We start from the raw sequence: 23,566 nt of genomic DNA, 5'->3' as shown, positions 1-23,566 counted from the left end.
GTCCACGGCGCCCGCACGGCCCGCGTCCCGGCCCGCGACCGCCCCGGCGTGCGCCCCGAAGGCCCCGGAGGAGCCCCCGGCGTGCGCCCCGGTGGCCGCTCGAACGCCCGGAACCGCAGGTTGACGCCCGGCCGCGCACCCCCGGGCCCGGCCCGGGCGGCCCGGGCGCCCCCGCGCGCACGGTAGTCTCGACAGGTGCCGAAACTGTCCGACGTCATCACCGCGCTCGAAGAGGTCTACCCGCCGCAGTGGGCGGAGTCCTGGGACGCCGTCGGCCTGGTCTGTGGAGACCCTCAGGCCGAGGTCCGCCGCGTGCTCTTCGCCGTCGACCCCGTGCAGGCGGTCGTCGACGAGGCCGTCGAGTGGGGCGCCGACCTGGTGGTCACCCACCACCCCCTCTATCTGCGCGGCACCACCAGCGTCGCGGCCACCACGTCCAAGGGCCGGGTCGTGCACACGCTGATCCGCGGCGGCATCGCCCTGCACGTGGCGCACACCAACGCCGACCACGCCGACCCGGGTGTCTCGGACGCGCTGGCCGAGGCCGTCGGCCTGCGCGTCACCGGCCCGCTGGTGCCGGACCCGACGGACCCGCTGGGCCGGCGCGGCAGCGGGCGGATCGGTTTGCTGGAGCCCCCGCTGACCCTCGCCGCGTTCGCCGCCCGGGTCGCCGAGGGCCTGCCGGCCACCGCCGCCGGTGTCCGGGTCTCCGGTGACCCGGCCCGGCCGATCAGCCGGGTCGCGGTGTGCGGCGGCTCCGGTGACAGCTTCCTCGCCGAGGCGCGGGCGGCCGGTGTCGACGCGTACGTCACCGCCGACCTGCGCCACCACCCGGCGTCCGAGGCCGCCGAAGCGTCGCCGCTCGCGCTGGTCGACGCCGCGCACTGGGCCACCGAGTGGCCCTGGCTCACCCTGGCCGAGCGGGCGCTGCACGGCGCCGCCGAGCAGCGGGGCTGGGCCGTGGAGACCAAGGTCTCCCACCGGGTCACCGATCCGTGGACCGCGCACGCCCCCATGTCCTTCACCGCCTGACCCGATTCACAGGAGCCCTCCGCTTGAACGCCGCGCCCGCCGACCAGATCCGCCTGCTCGACCTCCAGGCCATCGACTCGAAGCTCGACCAGCTGGCCCACCGGCGTCGCAGCCTGCCCGAGCACGCCGAGATCGACAAGGCCACCGCCGACCACACCGCGCTCAAGGACCTCGTGGTGGCCGCCCAGGCCCAGCACGGCGACACCACCCGCGAGCTGACCAAGGCCGAGCAGGACGTCGAGCAGGTCCGTGCCCGGTCCGCCCGCAACCAGCAGCGGCTGGACTCCGGCGCGATCACCTCGCCGAAGGACCTGGAGAGCCTCCAGCACGAGATCGGCTCGCTGGCCAAGCGCCAGGGGGACCTGGAGGACGTCGTCCTGGAGATCATGGAGCGTCTGGAGTCCGCCCAGACCCGGGTCACCGAGCTGACCGCGCGCCTGGAGCACTCCACGGTCGTGCTGACGGAGGCCGAGGCCCGCCGGGACGCCGCCTTCGCCGAGATCGACGCCGAGGCCGAGAAGGTCAAGCGCGACCGCGAGGCCGTCGTCGCCGTCGTCCCGGCCGACCTGCTGAAGCTCTACACCCGGCTGCGCGAGCAGCAGGGCGGCGTCGGCGCGGCCCGTCTCTACCAGCGCCGCTGCGAGGGCTGCCGGGTCGAGTTCGCCGTCTCCGACCTGAACGCCATCAAGGCCGAGCCCAAGGACGCCGTCGTCCGCTGCGACAACTGCGGCCGCATCCTGGTGCGCACCGCCGATTCGGGCATCTGATCCCATGGCGGGGCGCAGGTTCGTCGTCGAGGCCGACGGCGGCTCCCGGGGCAACCCGGGGCCGGCCGGCTACGGCGCGGTGGTCCGGGACGGCGACACCGGCCTGATCATCGCCGAGGCTGCCGAGTTCATCGGCCACGCCACCAACAACGTGGCCGAGTACAAGGGCCTGATCGCCGGTCTGAAGGCGGCCCGGGAGATCGACCCGGACGCCTCGGTGGACGTCCGGATGGACTCCAAACTGGTGGTCGAGCAGATGTCCGGGCGCTGGAAGATCAAGCACCCCGACATGCAGCCGCTCGCCGCCGAGGCCCGGGCCGTACTGCCGCGCGGCCAGGTCAAGTACACCTGGATCCCACGCGAGCGGAACAAGGACGCCGACCGGCTCGCCAACGAGGCGATGGACGCGGGCCGGGCCGGCCGCCAGTGGGAGCCCAGGGCGCCGAAGCCCGACGCGCCCGCAGTCGTCGACGAGCCCCCGCTGGAGACCACCGCCCCCAAGGCCGGCTGGGCGGCCGCCGCCGACCTCGGGACGCCGACCACCTTCGTCCTGCTCCGCCACGGCGAGACCCACCTCACCCCGGAGAAGCGCTTCTCCGGCAGCGGCGGCAGCGATCCGGAGCTCTCCGAGAAGGGCCGCTGGCAGGCCGAGCGCGTCGCCGAGGCGCTCGCCGCGCGCGGCTCCGTCCAGGCCGTGGTCAGCTCCCCGATGCTGCGCACCCGGCAGACCGCCGAGACCGTCGCCACCCGCCTGGGCCTGGAGGTCCGCTACGAGGACGGGCTGCGCGAGGTGAACTTCGGCGCGTGGGAGGGGCTGACCTTCGCCGAGGTGCAGGAGCGCTACCCGGTCGACCTCGACGCCTGGCTCGGCTCCGCCAAGGCCAAGCCGACCGGCGGCGGCGAGAGCTTCACCACGCTCACCCACCGGATCGGTGTCGCGCGGGACAAGCTCCTGGCCCGCCACCACGGCCGGACCGTCCTGGTGGTGTCGCACGTCAGCCCGATCAAGACCCTGGTGCGGCTGGCGCTCGGCGCCCCGCCGGACTCGCTCTACCGGATGGAGCTGTCCGCCGCCTCGCTCTGCGCCGTCCAGTACTACGCGGACGGCAACGCCTCGGTGCGGCTGCTCAACGACACGGGCCACCTGCGCTGACGCCCGGACGGCGGGCCCGCCGTCCGGGCCCGCCGCCACCGCTCAGTGGATCTCGGTGACCACCACGTCCAGCTGCCACGGCTTGCGGGCGGTGCCCTCGGCCGCGACCTCCACCCGGTGCCCCAGCCCGAGCAGCGCGTCCAGCAGCTCGCCGGGCGTCTTCGGCTCGGCGCCCGCCACCAGCAGGTCGCGGACCAGCCGGCCCTTGGTGGCCTTGTTGAAGTGGCTCACCACGGACCGCTTGCCGTCGCGCTCCTGCAGCACCCGCACGGTGGCCGTCCGGTTCACCAGCTCGCCGGCCGGCTTCCACGCCGCCGCGTACGCGGAGCTGCGCAGGTCCAGCACCAGGCCGTCCGCCACCTCGGGCAGCACGGACGCCGTCGCGCTACGCCAGTACGGGCCGAGCGCCCCCAGGCCGGGCAGCTTCACCCCCATCGAGCAGCGGTAGGGCGGGATCCGGTCGCCGATCCGGACCGCACCCCAGAGGCCGGAGAAGACCAGCAGCGAACGCTCCGCCCGCCCGTACGCGGCCTCGTCCAGGGTGGCCAGCCCGAGGTTGTCGAAGAGCACGCCGGTGTACACCTCGCCGGCGGGCCGCGCGCCGGCCGTCGGCAGACCCGCGTTCCGGGCGACCTCGCCGCGCAGACCGGGGCTCAGGCCGAGCACCCCGGCGGCGTCCTCGTCACCCCGGCAGAGCCCGACCAGGGTGTCCAGCACCTGCGCGCGCGCCGCCGTCAGCCCGGGCAGCGACAGCGCGTCGAGCGCCACCGGTGCCCCGTCCCCGGACGCGGCCTTGCCCTCCGAGGGCGGCAACAGCACCAGCACAGCGGGACTCCTCAACAGTGGGTGGCGGGCGAACCCCGCCACCCTACGCAAACCGGCCCGACCGGGGGTAACCCGCTACAGGTCGCGCCCCGAAGCCGCCGCGACCACCGCCGCGCCGGCGCCGAGCGCCAGGCAGAGCGGCGAGTAGTACCGCGTGTTCAGCCGCTTGTACCGCTGCGTCCGCTCGCCCAGCTCGCCGAAGAGCAGCGGCCCGGCCGCCCCGCGCGCCAGCAGGACCCCCGCCACCGTCCGCAGGCCGGCCCGGCGCACCCGGCGCGGCCCGACTGCCGGCAGTACCCCGGCCTCCGCGCCCACCAGGTACGCCGCCGTCCCCAGCAGCCCCGCCACCGCGAGGCAGGCCGCCACCGGCGGCACGCCGTCGCCCCTGCCGACCACCGTGTCCGCGAACTCCTGCGGCGACCGCGCCGGCCACGGCGTCACCGCCCAGACCGCGTGCAGCGCTCCCGTCGCCGCCAGTACCCCGGCCACCGCCGTCCCGGTCGCCCGCACCGCCCCGGTCGCCTGCACTGCGCCGGTCACCTTCACTGCGCCCATCCGTCGAGCCCCCCTCCGAATCCGATCAACGGGACCACCCTACGAGTGCTTACGGAGAATCCGTTGGCGGTCGGCCGGCCCCGGCATACGGTGACACCGAAGGAGAGTGACGAGATGACCATGCGCCCCCTGGACCTGGTACCCGGCGACGACGACGCCGTGGAGGAGTCCCTGCCGGTCCGACTGCCCGCCGACCTGCCGCCGCAGACCCGGCAGGCACTGGAGTTCGCACTCCGGGCGGCCGCCCAGGCGGTGCTGGCCGGCCGGGTGCGGGTGACGGAGACGTCCGGCCCGGACCGCGCGGAGCTGGCCTTCGACGTGCGGCAGTCCGAGCTGCCCGAGGCCCTGGCCGAGAAGCCGGCGCCCAGCCGGGAGGACCGCCGGATCGCCCTGGTCGCCCGGATCCGGGCAGCCAACGCGGAGACGCTGGAGAGGCTCAAGGACCTGTGACCGGGCAGCGGCAGAGCCGCGACGTCGAGTACCTGGACCTGGCCGACGTCAGCTACCTCGCCGGCGGCCCGGAGAACATCCGCGACCTCGGCGCGCTGCTCTCGGCGCTCGGCCGCCCGCAGGCGAGCCTGTTCGGCACGGACGCCTACCCCGACCTCTGGAGCAAGGCGGCCGCGCTCGGCCAGAGCCTCGCCCGCAACCACCCGCTGATCGACCGGAACAAGCGCACCGCCTTCGAGGCGATGCTGCTCTTCCTCGACTACAACGCCGAGCCCTACACCGACCCGCACCCGGACGACGCCGTCGCCTTCATGCTCCGGCTGGCCACCGGCGGCTACGACGACGCGCTCGCCCTCGCCGCCAAGGACCTCAGGTCCCTGCTCGGCCGCTGAGCCGGCGGGCCCGGTCCCGAGGGCCCGAGTACCGAGGCGGTCACCGGCCCGGCCCGGTGACCCCGCCGGGCATCGGCGCGCCCGCCACCGACGTCCGCCCGGAATCACCCGATTCGCCCTACGCTGCCTGCATGCCACGCCGAAAACTGCGCGTCAAGGCCGCCGACTCGGCCCGGATCAATGCCGAACTGACCGAACTGCGCGCCCGCCTGGAGATCCGCACCGAGTGGCCGGAGGCCGTCCTCGCGGAGGCCGAGCAGGCCGCCGAGTCGCCGCGGCTGCCGGAGTACGACGCGACCGACCTTCCGCTCTTCACCGTCGACCCTCCCGGCTCCCGCGACCTCGACCAGGCCATGCACCTGGCCCACCGCCCCGGCGGCGGCTACCGGGTGCACTACGCGATCGCCGACGTCGCCGCCTTCGTCCGCCCCGGTGGGGAGATCGACGCCGAGGCCCGCCGCCGCGTCCAGACCCTCTACTTCCCCGACCACCGCGTCCCCCTGCACCCGGCCCGACTCTCCGAGGACGCCGCCAGCCTGCTGCCCGGCGAGACCCGTCCGGCGCTGCTCTGGCAGCTCGACCTGGACGCCGACGGCGGCGTCGTCCTCGCCGACCTGCGCCGCGCGCTGGTCCGCTCGCACCGCCGGCTCGACTACCCCGACGTCCAGCGGGCCGTGGACGCCGGCGGCGCCGACGAGCAGCTCGCCCTGCTCGCCGCCGTCGGCCGGCTCCGCGAGGAGCAGGAGCGGGCCCGCGGCGGGGTCAGCCTGCCCGTCCCCGAGCAGGAGATCGAGGAGACCCTGCACGGATACGTCCTCGGCTACCGCGCGCTCACCCCCGCCGAGGGCTGGAACGCCCAGATCTCCCTGCTCACCGGGATGGCCGCGGCCGAACTGATGCTGGACGCCGGCGTCGGCCTGCTGCGCACCCTGCCCGCCGCGCCCGCCGCCGCGTACGAGCGACTGCGCCGCACCGCCCGCGCGCTCGACGTCGACTGGCCCGACGGCCTGCCGTACCCGGACCTCATCCGCTCCCTCGACCCGGACGCCCCGCTGAACGCGGCGTTCCTCAACGAGTGCACCGGCCTGCTGCGCGGGGCCGGTTACCGGGCCTTCGACGAGACCCAGGGCCTGCCCGCCCCGGCCGACCCCGCGCACGCCGCGCTGGCCGCGCCGTACGCGCACTGCACCGCGCCGCTGCGCCGGCTCGGGGACCGCTTCGCCCAGGAGGTCTGTGCCGCCGTGGCCGCCGGCGAGTCGGTGCCGGACTGGGCCCGGGAGGCGCTGCCCGGTGTCCCAACCCTGATGGCGGCCGGGGACCGCCGCTCGGCCGAGGTCGAACGGGCCTGCGTCGACCTGGTGGAGGCGGAGCTGCTGGCCGGCCGGGAGGGCGAGGACTTCCCCGCCGTGGTCATCGACGTGGACGAGCAGCGGCCCGCACGGGGCACCGTGCAGCTGCGCGAACCCGCCGTCCGGGCCCGCTGCGACGCGGCGGGCGGTGTCGGCGGGGCGGGTGGTGCCGCCCTTCCGCTCGGCGGGCGGATCGTCGCCCGTCTGACACAGGCCGACGCCGTCACCGGCACGGTCCGCTTCACCGCCGTCTGACGCCGCCCCGCCACCTCGCCCGGGGCCCCGGATCGCGGGCCCGCCGCGGCCGTCCGGCCCATCCCGCCGGTCCGGCGCCACCCGGACGGTCCGCTGCACCGCCGCCCGGCGGCGCCCTGGTGGGAGGATCGACCCGTGGCCGAACCGACCTCCCCCCGCAAGCCGTCCGCCGACCCCGGCCGGCGCCGCAGGCTGCTGATCCTCGCGATCTGCTGCCTGAGCCTGTTCATCGTCGGGCTCGACAACACGGTGGTGAACATCGCCCTCCCGGCGATCCAGAAGGACTTCGACGCCCCGGCCTCCGGCCTGCAGTGGGTCATCGACGCCTACACCCTGGTGCTGGCCTCGCTGCTGATGCTGTTCGGCTCGGTGGCCGACCGCTTCGGCCGCCGCCGGGTCTTCCAGACCGGTCTGCTGCTCTTCGTGCTCGGCTCGCTGCTCTGCAGCCTGGCGCCCAGCCTGGAGTGGCTGGTGGTGTTCCGCGCGGTGCAGGCGGTCGGCGGCTCGATGCTGAACCCGGTGGCGATGTCGATCATCACCAACACCTTCACCGACCCGCGCGAGCGGGCCCGGGCGATCGGAGTCTGGGGTGGTGTGGTCGGTATCTCGATGGCGCTCGGCCCGCTGCTCGGCGGGTTCCTGGTGGACGGCGCCGGCTGGCCGGCGATCTTCCTGATCAACGTTCCGATCGGACTGGTCGCCTTCCTGCTGACCGCCCGTTACGTCCCCGAGTCGCGCTCGCCCAGACCCCGCCGGCTGGACCCGGTCGGCCAGCTGCTGATGGTGGTGCTGCTCGGCTGCGGCACCGCCGCGATCATCGAGGGCCCCGAGCACGGCTGGACGTCGCCGCTGATCCTCGGGCTCGGCGTGGCCGCGCTGGCCGCGCTGGTGGCCTTCCCGCTCTGGGAGCGCCGGGTCGCCGAGCCGCTGGTCGACCCGCGCTTCTTCCGCAGCGCGCCGTTCACCGGCGCCACCGTCACCGCCGTCTGCGCCTTCGCGGCGCTCGGCGGCTTTCTCTTCCTCAACACCCTCTACCTCCAGGACGTCCGGCACTACAGCCCGGTCGAGGCGGGCCTGTGGACGCTGCCGATGGCCGGGATGATGCTGGTCTGCGCGCCGCTCTCCGGCCGGATCGTCGGCGGCCGGGGGCCGCGCGGCCCGCTGGTCGCGGCCGGTCTCGGACTCGCCGCCAGCGGTGTGCTGCTCACCACGCTGACCGCCGACTCCCCGCCGGGCCTGCTGCTGGCCGCCTACGCGCTGTTCGGCTTCGGGTTCGGCATGGTCAACGCGCCGATCACCAACGCCGCCGTCTCGGGGATGCCGCGCGCCCAGGCGGGCGTGGCGGCGGCGGTCGCCTCGACCAGCCGGCAGGTCGGCCAGTCGCTCGGTGTGGCGGTGATCGGCACCGTGGTCACCTCGGCCGTGGTCGGCCCGGTCGCCACCGGCTTCGCCCCGGCCAGTCATGCCGGCTGGTGGATCGTGACCGGGCTGGGCGTCGCGATCCTGGTCCTCGGCCTGGTCACCACCACGGCCTGGGCCACCGGCACCGCCGCCCGGGTGGCCGCCCGCCTCGGCGGTGAGCCGCCCCTGGCCCGCCCCGGAGTACGGGAGGCCCCGCCCGAGCGGCTACCATGACCACTACGGCGGAAGAGTCGGCCGGGCGGTCGCGACGGGTCCTCAGGACCCGCCGAGGAACGTCCGGGCTCCACAGAGCAGGGTGGTGGGTAACGCCCACCCGGGGTGACCCGCGGGACAGTGCCACAGAAAACAGACCGCCCACCGCTTCGGCGATGGGTAAGGGTGAAACGGTGGTGTAAGAGACCACCAGCGACCGGGGTGACTCGGCCGGCTCGGTAAACCCCACCTGGAGCAAGGTCAAGATCGGTGCCCCCGGGCACCGTGCGCGGATGTTCGAGGGCTGCTCGCCCGAGTCCGCGGGTAGACCGCACGAGGCTGTCGGCAACGGCAGTCCTAGATGGATGACCGCCTCCCCGGGCCGCGCAAGCAGCCCAGGAGACAGAACCCGGCGTACAGGCCGACTCTTCCGTCGCCCAGCCGAGAGAGGCCTCCTGACCTGCACAAGCACAGGTCAGGAGGCCTTTTCTGTTCGGGGGCGTCGTAGCTGGCTGCTCACTCTTCGCGCCTGTTCGGGCCTGTTTCCGGGGGCCCTGTGGCGATCGTGTGGCGGTGAGGACCACCATTCAGCGGTCGGAGGAGGGCGCCTGGCTGTGGAACAGAACAGAGTGCTGCCCGGATCCGCATCCGGGCAGCGCAGCACGGCAGGGGAGGGCATTGCCCGACTGCACCTAGCTCGCTTGTTCGATTCGCTCGAAGATGTCCGTGTCGGTCTCCTGCTGCCACTTCGGCAGCTCGTCCCAATCCGCCACGTAGCCCGGCTTGGGATTCTCGATGTGCTTGTGGATCTGTGCGATCCAGCAGGTCGCGACAAAGCGACCCTTCTGCTCGCGTGTGAGCTTTGCGGTATTGCCGCCGCTCACCGCGATGAAGTCCCGGACCTGGCCGTACACCGCGGCGGCGCACTGGCGCTCCCAATCGGGGGTCTCCTCCCAGGGGGCGATGTAACCCGGCTTCGGCTCGCCCGGGTAGTGCTTCGTCACGCCCGCGATCCACGCCTCGCGGAAGATCCGGCCCTCGTCCGACATCCGTCGCTCCTTCGTCAGGCGGCGCTCGACAGCGCCGAAATCTGCTGGTGCAGTTCCGAGACTCGCCTATCGCCCATGAGCGGGACAAGACGAGCCTGGAGGCCCTCCAGCTTCTTGCCGATGTAGCCCGAGCCTGTCTGGTCGGCCAGCTTCATCGCGGCGCGGCTGTAGACGACCACCTGGTCGAGGTCGCTGCGTTCCGCGCCCAGCGTCGCCAACTCGGCCAGCACCGCCCCTCGGCGGCGCAGAGAGAGCGTCTGCCCGAGGGCAGACGCTAGCGCCGCCTCGGCCAGGTCCGGCCGACCGAGCTCCAGGTAGCAAGTCCCGCGCTCCTCGGCCAGCCGGGCGCCGTCGAACCGCAGCCAGCCGCCGTTGTGAATCTGCCCCGACAGGCTGTGAACCTGCTCGGCGTCGTCGAGGGCCCGCTTGCACTCGTCGAGGTCGCCCAGGCCCGCGTACGCCTCCGCCTGGACCGCGGCGACCCAGTACCGCGTGGAGAGCTGCCCATCGCCCCTCTGGGCCACCCGAGAGGCCGCAGCGAGTATCGGCGCCGCCATCGCGAAGCGTCGCTCGTACAGCTCGACGAAGGCGTGCCGCGTCAGTGCGCACGCCCACATGTCCGCGTTGCCGGCCTCGCGGCTCGCATTGGCGGCCAGTGTGTAGCAGTGCGCCGCGTCCACGTACCGGTTGGCGTCGAAGAAGATCTCACCGGCGAGCTGATACAAGTCCCCGACCTGCGAGCAGAGCTGCTTGCGGGAGGCGTCCGATTGGCTCTCTTCCAACTCCTTTGCCACGAGTCCGAGCTGATGGCGGACGACTGGGAGGGCGGCCTGCTTCGAGTCGGAGAGGCTGAACACCTTCCATAGATGTGCATTCAGTTCGGGGCCGGTCTCGACGAGGGAGCCGGCGGGGGCCCGGCGTGTCGAAGGTGTGTCGGGGTGCGGCATGGCGATCAGCGCGCCGGTCACGGCGAGCAGGCTCAAGACGTCGCGACGCTTCATGTCGTCAGTATCACCGGGGGACGCAAGGGGGCCATCGGCCGTCGCACGATTGAGTGCTGTCAGCTCAGGTGTGAGGAGATCCTCCAGCTCGTCGGGTGTGACCTGGAGAACCTTGGCAAGGTTCGGCCGCTGGTAAGGCCGAGGGTCAGCCTTGCAGGTCTCCCAACGCGCGTAGGTGGACGTCGCAATGCGGAGCCGCTCAGCGATCTTCTCTTGACTGTAGCCCAGAGCCGTACGCCGCTGCTCAAGGCGACTTCGCTTGGCTGTCATCACACCCCCGGATCCAGAAGACGTTTCCAGTGGTCAGTAGACCAACGCCTCGGAAACGCCTGGGTATCGCTGCAACTTCGCTCTGGGAGACGGTAACTGATTGTTGTTCACTGGGCACCTGCCGCTCCGGAGGAAAGGGAAGCCCGACGCTGGGCCCCGGGGCCTCCGCAACACGGCGGCAGGCCCAGGATTCCGCCGAGTCGGGCAGATCAAAGCCCTTGATTCGACGGTGCACGACCAGCGGTCCGGCCTGACTGGCACACCCACGGGCCGCGCCGGCGCTGGCATCCCGCTGGTGCCGGGCCTCTCCTGCCGCTCCAAGCGAGTGGGGGGAGAGGCCATTGCAACCAGGTGAAGGGAATAGCTTCGTGAACATCGCCGATGAGCGGATGCTGCTGGACGCTGCTGGCCGGATCTTTGGCGACGAGCCGGTGTACGAGGTCATGGACACCACCGACCGTTACTCGTACAAGAAGATCGCGGGCTCCAGCGACTCGGTTCAGACGTACGACACGACGGCTGTCTGACAGCCCATCACTCGGCCGCAGCACTCCCGGGTGCTGCGGCCGGGTCGCGTTCCGACCTTCCCGGCACATGAAGGGCAGCTGTCGATGTTCCGCCTCCGCATCACCCACGACGACATCGCTCCCGACCGCAACTGGGCCTGGGCGGCCCGCCTATGGAGGTGTGGGTCGTCCTGGATCGAGCCGTACAGACACGTGCTGACCGAGCAGGCCGCCCTGACCGACGGTATCCGCGTCGCCTTCATCTCCGCCGGGCGAAAGCCCGACACTGGCCCGACTCGGCCCGAGATCGCCATGGTCTCGCCCGGCACCTACGACAAGACCGTGCGCCATCTCCGCGAGGATCGAGACGATTGGACCACCATCGAGATCAGCCCAGGCCAGGCCGCCCGCATCAAGACCGGAACCGCGTGTACCGCACCGCAATACCTAGCGGCGGTCGATGGCGTGCTGCATGGCTCGTGGGACCTGATGGACCTCCGCGACCACCAGGATCCTGACCGACTCGACCACGTGGCCGTCACCAGGCATCTCGCCCTGCGCGCCCGATACTCGGCGGCCACGTTCTGGCCAGACATCCAGCTCCTCACCGAACGGGCCACAGCTCACTTCGGACCGGACGGGCCGCTCATCATCCAGTTCCCGGAGCCTGCGGCGCACAGCCGCGCCCGCTCACTCCAGAAGAACATGGACCCAATCCCGCTCTTCACGGACCTGCTGGACCTCGCCGTCGGCCGCTTGCCCTGGACGGGATCCAGGACGGCCGTGCAGCTTTCTGGAGGTATGGACTCCACCGTCGTCGCACTGGCAATGCGCACGGCCCCGCAGGGCACCGGAGTGACCGCAGGGACCGTCCTCCTGGACGGCGAGCGCGGTATCCAGCAGGCCGAACGGCGACGGCTGATCCTGGAGTACATCGCCTCCGGCTGGTCGAGTCTTACCGTTCAGTCCCTGGACCATCTGCCGTACGGGCGCACCTCCCGGTTCAGCCGGCCAACATGGGTCGCCCCGACCAGCGACATCTACACCGATGCCCTCGGCGCCCTCTCCAGCCGGTTCACCGACCTGGGCATCACGGCCCTGTTCACGGGCATCGGTGGGGACGAGCTGATGGCCACCACCGCGGCCGAAGACGAAGGCGGGTGGGGCGGATTCGAACCCGCCGACACCCCGCCGTGGATTGGCCCCGTCGCCCGCGATGCCCTCGGGGACATCGACAGCGCGATCACCCCGGCCGCCGTCGTCCCCGAGACCGCCCTCATGGCTAAGGCCGTCTGCGGCCCGGCGTTCATGCGACGCGGGATTTGGCCGGTCCACCCCCTCACCGACCCCGCATTGGTCCGGTTCTGCGAGTGGCTTCCCTTGGAGTGGCGACAGCGCAAGCACCTCCTCCGGGAGATCATCAGCCGCACCGGCATGCCGCCACAGGTCGCTCGGCCGCCGATCTCGGAGAACTTCCAGCAAATCATCACCTTGGCGATGCGCCGGCACGGCGTCCCCCGCATCCGTCGGATCCTGGTAGCGGGCTCACCGCTCATCGAAGCCGGCCTGCTGGACCCCGAGGGCCTGGCGGCTGTTGCCGCCCGCCTGGAAGCCCATTCCCCGGTCACGGGGGACCACGAGGTGGTGTTTGCGCTCCTGGCTGACTCCGCGGTCACCTGTCGCTGAGAAAGCGGAAAGCCCGCAGCAGACGCTCTGCGGCGGGCTTTCCGGCTTCTCGCTACAGCCTGCGCCCGGCCATCAGGTCGGCCAGTTCCGGCATGGGCCGAGCCTCCCGCTGGAGAAAGAACACCTTCGTCCTGCGGTGGTCCGCGACCCGCAGCAGCTCCCAGCCCTGTGCCTCCTGGTAGTAGCGGGAGAGCTGTTCCTGCCCCGTGCCGCGCCGGACCCAGGCGAGGCCCTGCTTGGCAGCCCGGTCCAGGGACCACCAGGCGATCAGCCGACCGAGCCGGTGAGGGTTTGGCGCGGTGAAGGTGGTTGCGAGAAAGAGGGACGGTTCGGCCCGCTCCTCGCCGGTGAACGCCCACTCAGGCAGGGCATCGTTGCCATAATGCGAGGTGCAGCCGACGACGCCCTCGGTTTCGTGCTCCAGCACCCAGACCGGGAAGGAGGGGTTCCCGGCTTGGGAGCCGTATTCTTCGGCCATGTCGGCGCACTGACCCAGTCCTCGAGCGGACAGCCACGCGGACCGAGTTCGAACCATCTCGGCGATCGGATCGGCGTCAGCGGCCGTTGCCTCACGCACCTGATACACCAGAGCTCTCCCTTCGGCACACCCAGTGCAGAGCCTATGGGCGCGGGTGTCATCGACACGCCGAAGCCGCACGAGGTTCCTTCCCGGGTCCGCCGGCAGGTGATCAAGGATCGTATGGCGGTGAGAACGGTCGAACCAGCCTTCCAGGGCCCCCGGTAGATCGGCCGAATGGTCGACATCCGACCGGGATCCCCGGTCCGCACCGTTTTGGCGACCACGCCCGCCGGCTTCGTCCGTGTTCTCCCGGAAGGCCTGTGCCGAGTCGCCTTGCTGACGGCGAAGTCCTCCCAGGCCACCGACGGAATCAGCAGGGAGCAACTGTGAGCACAGAACCAGAGGCTCAGCATCCAATGACTGCAGGGGACTTACACCAGATCGCTTACACGCCCGGTGGGACCGCGCGCATCCCAGGGTCGGCCTATGGCAGGACGGGCAGTTCCGCAAGGCCCCGCATGAGCCGTGTGTGCCGCCATTGCGGCTCGGCACCGGGCACAGCCAGGCGAAGCTCGGGGAATCGCGCGGCGACGCGCCGGAACGCGATCGCGGCCTCGGCACGGGCGAGGGGCGCCCCGAGGCACCGGTGGATTCCGTGTCCGAAGGCGAGATGCCCCTTGGTGTCCCGGTCGAGGTCGAGTCGGTCGGGGTCGGAGAAGCGCGCGGGGTCGCGGTTCGCAGCCCCGGGCGCGATCAGCACTGGTGAGCTTGGGGGGATCTCAACACCGCCGAGGCTGATGGCCTCGGTGGTGAACCGGAAGGTGGCCATGCTCACCGGGGACTCGAACCGGAGGAGCTCGTCCACGGCCGCGTCGACCAGATCAGGCTGGTCGCGCAGGCGGTGCAAGGAATCCGGTGTCCGCAGCAGGGCCAGGAGACCGTTGCCGATCAGGTTGGTGGTGGTCTCGTGGCCGGCTACGAGGAGGAGCACCGCGAGGGAGACGAGTTCGTCCTCGCTGAGCCGGTCCTCGCCGTCGCGGGCACGGATCAAGTCATTGAGCAGGCTGTCGTCGGGGGTGCGGCGCTTGGCCGTGATGAGGTCAGCCATGTAGTCGGCGACGGCGTGTGAGGCGGAGTCGATCCGTTCGGGCTGTCCGGCCGCGAAGAGTTCGTTGGACCATGTACGCACCGCCGCGCGGTCGGCGTCGGGAACCCCCAGCAGTTGGCAGATGACGGTGACGGGCAGCGGGACGGCGAGGCGCTCGATGGCGTCGGTCCGGACGCCGGGCACCCACGCGTCGAGCAACGCGTCCGTCACCCGGGCGATGTATGGGTGCAGGCGTGCGACGGCCCCCGGGGTGAACGCCTTCGTGACGAGGCTCCGCAGCCGGGTGTGCTGTGGTGGATCAGTGGCCAGCATGCTCTGCGACACGGCCGGGTGCAGGGTGCGCCCAGTGTCCTTGCCGGCGAAGAAGCGCGCCGTGTCCTTCGAGAGCCGCGGGTCGGTGAACGCTTCTCTGGCCTCGGCGTAGCCGGTCACGAGGTAGCTCGATCGGCCCCCGCCGGCAGGCACCCGCTGGACCGGCGAGGCGCTTCGAAGTGCCGCCAGGGTGGGGTACGGATCCTGGAAGAAGGCCGGGTCCTGAAGTGGATTGCTCATGCTCATCTCTCTGCCGTCTCGGGCGTCAACGCCTCGTGGGAGGCCGCGTGGACACCATTGCTTGCGGCGTACGCCCGTGCTGCCGAGCGTAGCCAGAGGGTCTCGGCCCGGAGATCTCCCGCGCGGCCGGCGGTGCCGGGGCCCTTGGCGCCGGTTCGGTCTCGGGGCCGGCGTCCGCGCGCACCGCTTGAACAGCGGTCGCCCGAACGGCTGCCTCGATCACGGCGTCCCCGCCGCTGGTACCGGCGTGGCGATCTGGCCTCGCCGGATGGCATCGCCACAGGTCATAGCCCATATGGCGAAAGTTTCCGGTGTACAGGCCGACTCTTTCGCCCCGTCTGCTCCCGCCCGGCATCGTCCCGGGCCGGTCCGAGCGGGTTCGTGCCGCGTGCGCCCCCTTGTCGCCGCTGGCACCCCCACCTGCCCTGCTCGGAGGGTGGCCCGGCACCCGGTGGGGGGTGGTGGGGGCGTGTCGGTGGTCCGGGGTTCGCGCCCGGCGGCGCCCCGGATGGTGCCCGAGCGACCCTTGACAGCTGCGGTGAGGGGGCCTGCCCACCTCCCCAGGGAGCCGTCCAGCCGTCAGTCTTGACGTGGCGGCAAGCGGAGGCCGCCGGTCAGCGAAGGGGGCAAAGTCGTGATCGTGCCATTCGGCGAGAGTGGGGCCGGGCCGGAGTTCTACCTGCCCCAGCGGCGCCACACGGCGGGTGGGCCGGGAGATCCGTGGGAGGCGGCGACCGGCGAGCTGGCCGGTGCGCTCTTCGCCTCGCTCGCGCGGCGTGACCAGCGGCAGAAGGGCGAGCAGTACCTGCGGGGGCTCCTGCAGGCGAGAGGGCGCAAGTCCATCCGCAACATCGCCGCCCATGTCGGCGGCCCCGCCGCCGAGCAGAGCCTGCACCACTTCATCAGCAGCTCCACCTGGGACTGGATGCCGATGCGGGAGGCGTTGGCCCGTCACCTCTCGCGGGCGGCGGCCCCGCAGGCCTGGGTGGTCGGCCCGATGCCGATCCCCAAGGCCGGCGACCAGTCGGTGGGGGTGGAGCAGGGGTACGACCAGTGTCTGGGTCAGAGCTTCCACGGACAGCAGGCCTTCGGGGTCTTCTACGCCTCCGAGCTGCTGACCGTCCCCGTGCACTGGCGGCTGTTCCTGCCCGGGTCCTGGCTGCGGGACGACCTCCGGCGGCGTCGGGCCGAGATCCCGGAGGGGATCGCCGAGGAGACGCTGCTGGAGTGCGCGCTCGCCGCCTTCGCCGAGTCGGTGGGCAGCTGGCGGGTGCCGGCGCGGCCGGTGGTGCTGAACACCTACGTCGACCGGGTCGCGGCCACCGTCGACCGGTTCACGGCGGCCGGCCTGCCGGTGGTGGCCCGCGTCAGCGGCACGTCCCTGCTGGAGGTCCGCGATCCGGCCCTGCCCGGGTACGGCGGCGGGCCGCTCGCCGCGCAGCGCATCCTGGCCTCGGTCAAGGGTCTGCGCCGCCGCAGCACCTGGGGCGGTCCGACCGGGTCGGGCGGGTCACTCACCGTCGCCGTGCGGGTCGGCCCGACGGACGGCTCCGGCCGGGCCCGCCGCGCCGGCGCCGGTGACGGCGACCGGGACCTGTTGCTGCTCGGCGAGTGGACGGACCCGGACAGTTCGCCGGTGGCGCTGTGGGTCACCAATCTGGCGTCGGCCCCCGCGGGTGCGCTGCTGCGGCTGACCAAACTGGCCGGTCGGGCCTGCCGGGACCTCACCGGGGTCGGCGAGGAGGTCGGCCTACGGGACTTCGAGGGCCGCTCGTTCCGTGGCTGGCACCGGCACATCTCGCTCGCGTCCGCGGCTCATGCGGCCACCGCCATGGCGGGGCTCGGCGGGAGCCCGGTCGAGTACCCCACCCCGCGCTCGGCCTGATCGCGCGCGGTGCCCGGTCGGGGCGAACGCCCGGTGGACCGGTCCGCACCGGTCCATCGGGCGTCGCTCCACCTGGCCTCGGGGCCTACCGCCCGGTACCCGGGTAGACCGCCCCGCGGGCCCGGTGCAGGCGCAGGGCCAGCTGGATCTCCAGCGCACCGGCGGGCTGCTGCCAGTCCGGGCCGAGCAGCTCGGTGATCCGGTCGAGCCGCCGGGAGACGGTGTTGGTGTGCACGTGCAGCTGCTGGGCGGCCCGGGTCGGGCTGCCTCCCGAGGTGAAGTAGGCCTCCAGGGTCTGGACGAGGTCGGTGCCCCGCTGGGTGTCGTAGTCGATGACGGCGCCGACCGCCGAGGTGATGAAGGCGCCGGCGTCGCGCTCGTCGGAGAGCAGCAGTCCGAGGAAGCCGAGGTCCGACGCCGACGCGGTGCCGCCGGTGCCTCCGAGGGCGATCAGGGTGTCCAGGCAGCGCCGGGCCTCCTGGTAGAGCTTGCCGACCGACACCAGGTCCTGGGCCGGCCCCGCCGCCCCCGCGGAGACCGCGTGACCGAGCAGCGGTGACAGCTCGTTGGAGGCCGCCCGGGCGGCGGCCGAGGCGTCCGTACCCGGCAGCAGCAGCACCAGGAGCTCCCCGCTGACCGTCTTGAGCCCGCCGTGCCGGTAGGCGTACGAGGAGGCCCAGACGGCGGCCTCACCCTGTCTGCCGCCCTCGGGGCGCAGGACCACCACGACGTGGTGCCCGGCCGGGTCGATGCCCAGCCGGCGGGCGCGCGCGCTGAGGCGCCGGCTCGACTGCGGCGTACTGGCGAGCAGGTCGTCCAGGTATTCGTCGCGGGCGGGTCCGGCCGCGGCCGACACGCTGTGCCGCAGCAGCAGGACGAGTGCGACGGCCTGGCCGGTGGAGTACAGCAGCTGCTTGCCCTCGTCGGTCAGCGGGGACTTCGCCTGGAACAGCAGCACGCACGGGCCCGCGACCCCGGTGGTGACGTGGGTCGCCCAGACGGTGTCGGTCACCGCGATCGGCGCACCGGCCGCGTGCGAGTCCACCAGTGCCTTGACCGCCACCGCCTCGTCCAGCCGGGGGAGTTCCCCGGTGCAGGCGAGGACCTGGCCGGACGCGTCCCGCAGGACGAGGGTGCCGTCCAGCGCGTCCCCCATGGCCCGGACGATGTCGTGCGGTTCGGCGCCGCCGAGCACCCGGTCGGCGAACTCGGTCTGGGTCCGGGCGAGCAGGCGGGTGCAGGCCAGGGCGGTCTCGGTGCGGGCGGCGGCCTCCCGCGTGGCGGCCAGCTCGGCCTGCAGGCGGTCCGCGCGCCGGGTGGCCTCGATCGCCGCGGCGGCCATGTCGGCGAACGAGCGCAGCAGGCCGACCTCGTCCGGGGTGAAGTGGCGGCGCTGGCGGGAGGCGCCGTAGAGCGCGCCGACCACCACGTCGCCGTGGGTCATCGGCACCGCGAGGATCGCGCGCAGGCCCTCGGCCCCCACCACGGCGTCGATCTCCGCGGAGTGCGGGAAGCGGTCGTCGGTGAGGTAGTCGGACGTCCAGAACGGCGCCTGGCGGCCCTGCGCCTGCTCGCCGAGGCCCAGCCCGTGACCGAGCGTCAGCCCCTCGCTGAGCGCGGTGGTCTCACCGTCCGAGCGGTGGACGTAGGATCCGCCCTGCGGCAGGCGCAGGCTGACGTACGCCATGTCGAAGTCGAGCAGCCGCCGGGAGTGGCTGGTGATGACGTTCAGCAGGGAGTCCAGGTCGGGCTGGTAGGCCAGGTCGCGGGCGGTGGCGACCAGCGATGCCAGCGACGCCTCCCGCCGGCGCCGCTGGTCGGCGGCGGCCCGGACGTCCAGGGCCAGCCGGACGGCGTGTTCGAGACGGCCGAACTGTTCGGCCGTCACCTCTTCCTGACGGGCCGTCCACAGCAGCTCCTCGAAGCGGCCGGCGGGTGCCTCCAGAGCGAGAAGCTCGAGGACAGCCGGTGTATGGGCGTCCATAGACGCGTCGCCCGAGTTCAAGAAGCGTCCCCCCACGCAAGACCACGAGATCGTTGGTGGAGCCTAGGTTGTGGCGTTTGCGCTGGTCAAGCAGGAGCGGCCCGGGTCGGTCGGGCACGGTGTGCTCCGAGCACCGTGCCGACGGGCCCGTGGTGTCATCGGAGCACCTTACGGGGCACTGCGCGGCTTCGAAACGATGACCCCGGGAGTCGAACAGAGGGCTTCCTCGAAAAGGCAAGGGGTGGGGAATGACAGATCTGAAGAGTTACGCGAGGTCTCTGGAACGCAGTCGTACGGCGCTGACCCGAGAGGACCGGCCGGACCGGTTCACCATGGCGGGCCGGGAGTGGGACCTGCTGCCCGGGGTCTTCGCACCACCGTTCTCGGCGACCACCGCGACGGCCATGGAGATCCTGGGGTTGGACGGCGCACGGGAGACGCCGTACCGGCAGCACGGATCGTTCCTGGAGATCGGAGCCGGTACCGGCATCATCGCGATCGCCGCGGCCCTGGCGGGCTGTGCGCGGGTGGTGGCCTCCGACATCAACCCGGTCGCGGTGGAGAACACCCGGCTGAACGCGGTGCGGCACGGCGTCACCGACCGGCTGAGCGCCGTCCACAGCGACCTGTTCTCCGCGCTGGGCGAGGACGAGCGGTTCGACACCGTCTACTGGCACTCCAACTTCGTCCTGGCCCCGACGGAGTACCGCTACGAGAGCGACCACGAGCGCGCCTACGTCGACCCGGGCTACCGGGCGCACCGCGGCTACCTGGTCGAGGCGCCGCTGCGGCTGACCGAAGGCGGCAGCGCCCTGCTGCAGTTCAGCGACCGCGGGGACGTCGAGCGGCTCCATGAGATCGCCGCCGACTGCGGCCGGGACCTGGTGGTCCGTCACCGGCAGGGATTCCGCGAGGCCGGCGAGACGATCGAGCACATCCTCTTCGAGATCCGCAGGGCGGACCGGCCCGCGCCGTCCGCGCGGCCGACTGTCCGCTGATCGGGCGGGAGCACCCGCCCGCGGCCACGGAGGTACCTTGCGCACGCTGCTCATCGACAACTACGACTCGTTCACCTACAACCTGTTCCACTACCTCGCCGAGGTCGGCGGTCACGAGCCCGTGGTGATCCGCAACGACGATCCGCGCTGGCACCGCGGGCTGCTCGACGCGTTCGACAACGTGGTGCTCTCGCCCGGGCCCGGGAACCCGGCGGTCGCGGCCGACTTCGGGATCTGCCGCGAGATCGTCGAGTACGCGGACATCCCCCTGCTCGGAGTCTGCCTGGGCCACCAGGGGCTGGCCCTGGCGCACGGCGCCACTGTCGGGCGGGCCCGCGAGCCGCGGCACGGCCTCGTCTCGCCCGTGTCGCACACGGGCACCGGCCTGTTCGAGGGGCTGCCGTCACCGTTCGACGTGGTCCGCTACCACTCGCTGGCCGTGACGGACCTGCCGCCCGAGCTGGCGGCCGTGGCCTGGACTCCGGACGGCGTCCTGATGGGCGTCGAGCACCGGCACCGACCGATGTGGGGGCTGCAGTTCCACCCCGAGTCGGTCCTCACCCGGCACGGCCACGACCTGCTCGCCAACTTCACCCGGCTGAGCGCGGCCTGGCGGGCCGAACGGGGCCGGGAGCGGGTGGAGTCGGTGGCCTTCGGACCGCTCGACCGGACGGCGGCGTCGCCCGGCCGCACGGCCGGCAGGTCCGTCGCCGACCTGGCCGTCGCCGGCCGGCTCGGCGCCGAGCCGCTCGCCGCCGACCGGGGTGGGCCGCGCCCGCGTTCCCTGCGGGTCCTGGTGGAACGGCTGCCCACCCGCTGGGAGGACGAGGTCGCCTACGACCGGCTGTTCCGCACCGGCGCGTACGCCTTCTGGCTGGACAGCAGCCGGCCCGACGCGGCCGGCGGCCGCTTCTCGATCATGGGCGACGGCTCGGGGCCGCTCGCCCGGGTCGCCGAGGCCGACGTGGCGAGCCGGACGGTGACCGTCCGCTCGGCCGCGGGGACCGAGGTGCTGTCGGCGGACTTCCTGGACTGGCTGGACGGGGACCTGAAGGCGACCCGGGCCGAAGTGCCGCCGCTGCCCTTCGCGTTCGCGCTGGGCTGGGTCGGCTACCTCGGCTACGAGCTGAAGGCCGAGTGCGGCGGGAAGGCCGCCCACTGCTCGGAGGACGCCGACGCGGTGATGGTGTTCACCGACCGCGCGGTGGTGCTGGACCACGCCACCCGCACCACCTATCTGCTCGCCCTGGCGGAGGAGGGCGAGGAGGGTGAGGAGAGGTCGGCCCGGGCGTGGCTGCGCACGGCCGCGGACGCGCTGGAGTCGGTGGCGGGCCGCGCCGCGGCGCGGCGCCCCGGGCTCCCGGGCGTCGGCGGTCTCCGGCTGCGGCACGACCGCGACGGCTATCTGCGGCTGATCGACCACTGCCAGGAGCTGATCGCCCGCGGCGAGACCTACGAGGTGTGCCTGACCAACATGATCGACGCCCGGGGCGAGCTCGACCCGTGGGACGCCTACCGCGCCCTGCGCCGCAGCAGTCCGGCGCCGTACGCGGCCCTGCTGAGCTTCGGCCGGCTCTCGGTGCTCAGCACCTCGCCCGAGCGCTTCCTGCGGATCGAGGCGGACGGCGCCGTGGAGTCCCGCCCGATCAAGGGCACCCGGCCGCGCGGGGCGACCGCGGCGCAGGACGCCGAGCTGGCGGCGCAGCTGCGCTCGGACCGGAAGGACCGGGCCGAGAACCTGATGATCGTCGACCTGGTCCGCAACGACCTCGGGCGCCACGCGGAGATCGGCTCGGTCCGGGCCGACCGCATCTTCGAGGTCGAGACCTACGCGACCGTCCACCAGCTGGTCAGTCCGGTCCGGGCGAAGCTGCGCGCCGGGCGGAGCGCCGTGGACTGCGTCCGGGGCGCGTTCCCGCCGGGTTCCATGACCGGAGCGCCCAAGGTCCGGACGATGCAGATCATCGACGAACTGGAGGCCGGTCCGCGCGGCGTCTACTCGGGCGCCCTCGGCTACCTCTCGCTGACCGGGGCGGCCGACCTGAGCGTGGTCATCCGGACCGCGCTGGTCACCCCGGGCCGGGTCCGCTACGGGGTCGGCGGCGCCGTCATCGCGCTGTCCGACCCGGCGGCCGAGTTCGAGGAGACCGCCGTGAAGGCGGGCCCGCTGCTGGAGGCGATCGGGGCCCGTTTCCCCGGGCGTCATCCGGATCCGGCGGTGCTCTGATCCCGCGGGGTGTACGGTGGGCGGCCCGCTCGGCCGCCCGCCGTACGATCCGGGGGCCCCGCGGTACGCCCCGGCGCGCCTGCGGGCGGGTCGCGGTTCCGGCAAACGGCCTGGTGGGGGGAGGACTTGACGGATTCCCCCGTACCTGACGGAGTGTCGGACGGCGGTTGGTCCCACCGGCCGGCCTGCCGCACGATCTCCCCGACAGCGATTCGTGCCGACCAGTGGTCGGCCAACGGGGGGAGCGCTTTCGTGACAGCCACCGGCAACTCGACGTTCGCCATGCCCGGCATCGACCCCTCCGCTCCCAGACGGGTACCGCTCGACGCGCTGAAGCCGTCGGACTCCCCGCGCGCCCAGCGCCAGGACGAGGAGCACGTCCGCAAACTCGCCGACTCCGACTGGGAGTTCGACCCGATCCTGGTCCACCGCGGCACCATGCGGGTGATCGACGGCATGCACCGGCTCTCGGCCACCGCCCTGCGCGGCCGGCGCGAGATCGCGGTCCGCTTCTTCGACGGCAGCGAGGCCGACGCGTACGTCCTGTCCGTCCAGCTGAACGTCCGGCACGGGCTCCCCTTGACCCCGGCCGAGCGCCGGCTCGCCGCCGGCCGCATCCTGCGTTCCCACCCGCACTGGTCCGACCGGGCCATCGCGGAACGCACCGGCCTGAGCGGCAAGACGGTGGGCAAGCTGCGCCGCAGTGCGAGTGCGGAGATTCCGCAGTCGCACACCCGGGTCGGCCGCGACGGCACCGTGCGCCCGCTCAGCAGCGCCGAGGGGCGCCGGATCGCCGCCGCCCTGCTGGCGGAGGACCCGGGTGCCTCGCTGCGCGAACTCGCCCGGGGGGCGGGGCTGTCCACCGGTACGGTCCGTGATGTCCGGGACCGGTTGCGGCGCGGTGAGAGCCCGGTGCCGCAGGGGCGGCGCGACGGCGCCGGGCCCGCGACCGTCCCCCCGCAGCTGCCCCGGCAGCGGACCGGCGAGCGGCCGGCGGGGGAGGTTCCGTCGGACCTGGCGACTACGGCGGTGCAGAAGCTGGTCAGGGATCCGGCCCTGAAGGCGACCGACTCCGGCCGGCTGCTGCTGCGCGTCCTGCTCGCCACGGAACTGACGCCCGACCAGTGGGAGCGGATCGCCGACGCGCTCCCGCCGCACAGCGTCCCGCTGGTGCACGTCGCGGCCGCACGCCGCAGCGCGGAGTGGAGCGCGCTCGCCGACGTGCTGGCGCAGCGGGCGCGGGGCGCGGCCTGAGCCGCGTGACGACCATCGGTACACCGAGCGGGGAGAGTTCGTTGGGTACGTTGCGCTGGCTGACGGCGGGGGAGTCGCACGGTCCCGCACTGGTCGCGACGCTGGAGGGCCTGCCCGCCGGCGTTCCGGTGACC

Annotated in this window: 21 protein-coding genes and 1 other RNA gene; 15 read left to right on the top strand and 7 right to left on the bottom strand. The window is 73.0% G+C overall.

The annotated features are described in order from the left end of the window. The first annotated feature begins 195 nt into the window (after positions 1 to 195). Genes AB0J08_RS35645 through AB0J08_RS35635 form a run of 3 tightly spaced genes read left to right on the top strand, consistent with a single transcriptional unit; the run spans position 196 to position 2,952 of the window. On the top strand, positions 196 to 1,032 hold the full coding sequence (locus AB0J08_RS35645) for a Nif3-like dinuclear metal center hexameric protein (protein ID WP_360642389.1): 837 nt from the start codon (positions 196 to 198) through the stop codon (positions 1,030 to 1,032). A gap of 23 nt (positions 1,033 to 1,055) precedes the next feature. After that, the gene (locus AB0J08_RS35640; protein ID WP_360642387.1) at positions 1,056 to 1,799 is read left to right on the top strand and encodes a C4-type zinc ribbon domain-containing protein; all 744 of its coding nucleotides are present in this window, start codon (positions 1,056 to 1,058) and stop codon (positions 1,797 to 1,799) included. 4 nt (positions 1,800 to 1,803) lie between these two features. Then, the gene (locus AB0J08_RS35635) at positions 1,804 to 2,952 is read left to right on the top strand and encodes a bifunctional RNase H/acid phosphatase (protein WP_360642385.1); all 1,149 of its coding nucleotides are present in this window, start codon (positions 1,804 to 1,806) and stop codon (positions 2,950 to 2,952) included. A 42-nt stretch (positions 2,953 to 2,994) separates the two neighbouring features. On the opposite strand, the gene yaaA is transcribed toward AB0J08_RS35635, so the two are convergent. Both yaaA and AB0J08_RS35625 read right to left on the bottom strand, forming a co-directional pair. Further along, positions 2,995 to 3,777 carry a peroxide stress protein YaaA gene (gene yaaA / locus AB0J08_RS35630; RefSeq protein WP_360642383.1) on the bottom strand — a complete coding sequence of 261 codons (783 nt, stop codon included), beginning with the start codon at positions 3,775 to 3,777 and terminating at the stop codon, positions 2,995 to 2,997. A 75-nt stretch (positions 3,778 to 3,852) separates the two neighbouring features. After that, a complete protein-coding gene (locus AB0J08_RS35625) occupies positions 3,853 to 4,332 on the bottom strand; it encodes a DUF3995 domain-containing protein (protein ID WP_360642381.1) in 480 nt (159 codons plus the stop codon). A gap of 114 nt (positions 4,333 to 4,446) precedes the next feature. On the opposite strand from AB0J08_RS35625, the gene AB0J08_RS35620 reads away from it, so the two are divergent. The 5 genes from AB0J08_RS35620 to rnpB all read left to right on the top strand — a co-directional run bounded on the left by AB0J08_RS35620 (position 4,447) and on the right by rnpB (position 8,825). After that, positions 4,447 to 4,782, top strand: a complete 336-nt coding sequence (locus AB0J08_RS35620) for a hypothetical protein (RefSeq protein ID WP_360642379.1) — start codon at positions 4,447 to 4,449, stop codon at positions 4,780 to 4,782. Then, positions 4,779 to 5,174 (top strand): type II toxin-antitoxin system death-on-curing family toxin, encoded by a 396-nt coding sequence (locus AB0J08_RS35615; protein ID WP_360642377.1) that lies wholly within the window; start codon positions 4,779 to 4,781, stop codon positions 5,172 to 5,174. The genes AB0J08_RS35620 and AB0J08_RS35615 overlap by 4 nt, the downstream gene beginning before the upstream one ends. Positions 5,175 to 5,305: 131 nt before the next feature. Then, positions 5,306 to 6,778, top strand: coding sequence for an RNB domain-containing ribonuclease (locus AB0J08_RS35610; RefSeq protein WP_360642375.1), 1,473 nt, complete (start codon positions 5,306 to 5,308; stop codon positions 6,776 to 6,778). Between the two features lie 135 nt (positions 6,779 to 6,913). Continuing rightward, the gene (locus AB0J08_RS35605) at positions 6,914 to 8,413 is read left to right on the top strand and encodes an MFS transporter (protein WP_360642373.1); all 1,500 of its coding nucleotides are present in this window, start codon (positions 6,914 to 6,916) and stop codon (positions 8,411 to 8,413) included. A 13-nt stretch (positions 8,414 to 8,426) separates the two neighbouring features. Continuing rightward, an RNA gene (rnpB, locus tag AB0J08_RS35600) (RNase P RNA component class A) lies at positions 8,427 to 8,825 on the top strand. A gap of 259 nt (positions 8,826 to 9,084) precedes the next feature. Here rnpB and AB0J08_RS35595 read toward each other — a convergent pair. Together AB0J08_RS35595 and AB0J08_RS35590 are read right to left on the bottom strand one after the other, a co-directional pair. After that, positions 9,085 to 9,441, bottom strand: a complete 357-nt coding sequence (locus tag AB0J08_RS35595) for a hypothetical protein (protein ID WP_360642372.1) — start codon at positions 9,439 to 9,441, stop codon at positions 9,085 to 9,087. A 14-nt stretch (positions 9,442 to 9,455) separates the two neighbouring features. Next, complete coding sequence (locus tag AB0J08_RS35590; protein ID WP_360642399.1) at positions 9,456 to 10,712, bottom strand: helix-turn-helix transcriptional regulator; 1,257 nt, start codon at positions 10,710 to 10,712, stop codon at positions 9,456 to 9,458. 368 nt (positions 10,713 to 11,080) lie between these two features. On the opposite strand from AB0J08_RS35590, the gene AB0J08_RS35585 reads away from it, so the two are divergent. Further along, positions 11,081 to 11,239 carry a hypothetical protein gene (locus tag AB0J08_RS35585; RefSeq protein WP_360642370.1) on the top strand — a complete coding sequence of 53 codons (159 nt, stop codon included), beginning with the start codon at positions 11,081 to 11,083 and terminating at the stop codon, positions 11,237 to 11,239. A gap of 192 nt (positions 11,240 to 11,431) precedes the next feature. Then, positions 11,432 to 12,904: an asparagine synthase-related protein gene (locus tag AB0J08_RS35580; RefSeq protein ID WP_360642368.1), complete on the top strand. Its 1,473-nt coding sequence runs from the start codon at positions 11,432 to 11,434 to the stop codon at positions 12,902 to 12,904. 52 nt (positions 12,905 to 12,956) lie between these two features. Here AB0J08_RS35580 and AB0J08_RS35575 read toward each other — a convergent pair whose 3' ends face one another. Next, positions 12,957 to 13,382 carry a hypothetical protein gene (locus tag AB0J08_RS35575; RefSeq protein WP_360642366.1) on the bottom strand — a complete coding sequence of 142 codons (426 nt, stop codon included), beginning with the start codon at positions 13,380 to 13,382 and terminating at the stop codon, positions 12,957 to 12,959. 526 nt (positions 13,383 to 13,908) lie between these two features. Then, complete coding sequence (locus tag AB0J08_RS35570) at positions 13,909 to 15,084, bottom strand: cytochrome P450 (protein WP_360642364.1); 1,176 nt, start codon at positions 15,082 to 15,084, stop codon at positions 13,909 to 13,911. Positions 15,085 to 15,718: 634 nt separating this feature from the next. Here AB0J08_RS35570 and AB0J08_RS35565 point away from each other — a divergent pair. Further along, on the top strand, positions 15,719 to 16,969 hold the full coding sequence (locus AB0J08_RS35565; RefSeq protein WP_360642362.1) for a transposase: 1,251 nt from the start codon (positions 15,719 to 15,721) through the stop codon (positions 16,967 to 16,969). An 85-nt stretch (positions 16,970 to 17,054) separates the two neighbouring features. On the opposite strand, the gene AB0J08_RS35560 is transcribed toward AB0J08_RS35565, so the two are convergent. Then, a complete protein-coding gene (locus AB0J08_RS35560) occupies positions 17,055 to 18,953 on the bottom strand; it encodes a helix-turn-helix domain-containing protein (protein WP_360642360.1) in 1,899 nt (632 codons plus the stop codon). A gap of 248 nt (positions 18,954 to 19,201) precedes the next feature. Between AB0J08_RS35560 and AB0J08_RS35555 the strand changes: the two genes are divergently transcribed. The 4 genes from AB0J08_RS35555 to AB0J08_RS35540 all read left to right on the top strand — a co-directional run. Next, a complete protein-coding gene (locus AB0J08_RS35555) occupies positions 19,202 to 19,951 on the top strand; it encodes a 50S ribosomal protein L11 methyltransferase (RefSeq protein WP_360642358.1) in 750 nt (249 codons plus the stop codon). A gap of 37 nt (positions 19,952 to 19,988) precedes the next feature. Next, entirely contained in the window at positions 19,989 to 22,178 is a 2,190-nt protein-coding gene (gene pabB, locus AB0J08_RS35550; RefSeq protein WP_360642356.1) for an aminodeoxychorismate synthase component I, read from the top strand. A 252-nt stretch (positions 22,179 to 22,430) separates the two neighbouring features. Beyond that, positions 22,431 to 23,432 carry a ParB N-terminal domain-containing protein gene (locus AB0J08_RS35545; RefSeq protein WP_360642354.1) on the top strand — a complete coding sequence of 334 codons (1,002 nt, stop codon included), beginning with the start codon at positions 22,431 to 22,433 and terminating at the stop codon, positions 23,430 to 23,432. A 14-nt stretch (positions 23,433 to 23,446) separates the two neighbouring features. Further along, on the top strand, positions 23,447 to 23,566 hold a 120-nt coding region (locus AB0J08_RS35540), incomplete at its 3' end, for a chorismate synthase (protein ID WP_360642397.1).

The sequence above is a fragment of the Kitasatospora sp. NPDC050463 genome (genome assembly GCF_040655255.1).
GTDB lineage: Bacteria > Actinomycetota > Actinomycetes > Streptomycetales > Streptomycetaceae > Kitasatospora.
Note: the sequence above shows the minus strand (reverse complement) of the source record. Positions and strands in the feature narration are given on the sequence as shown.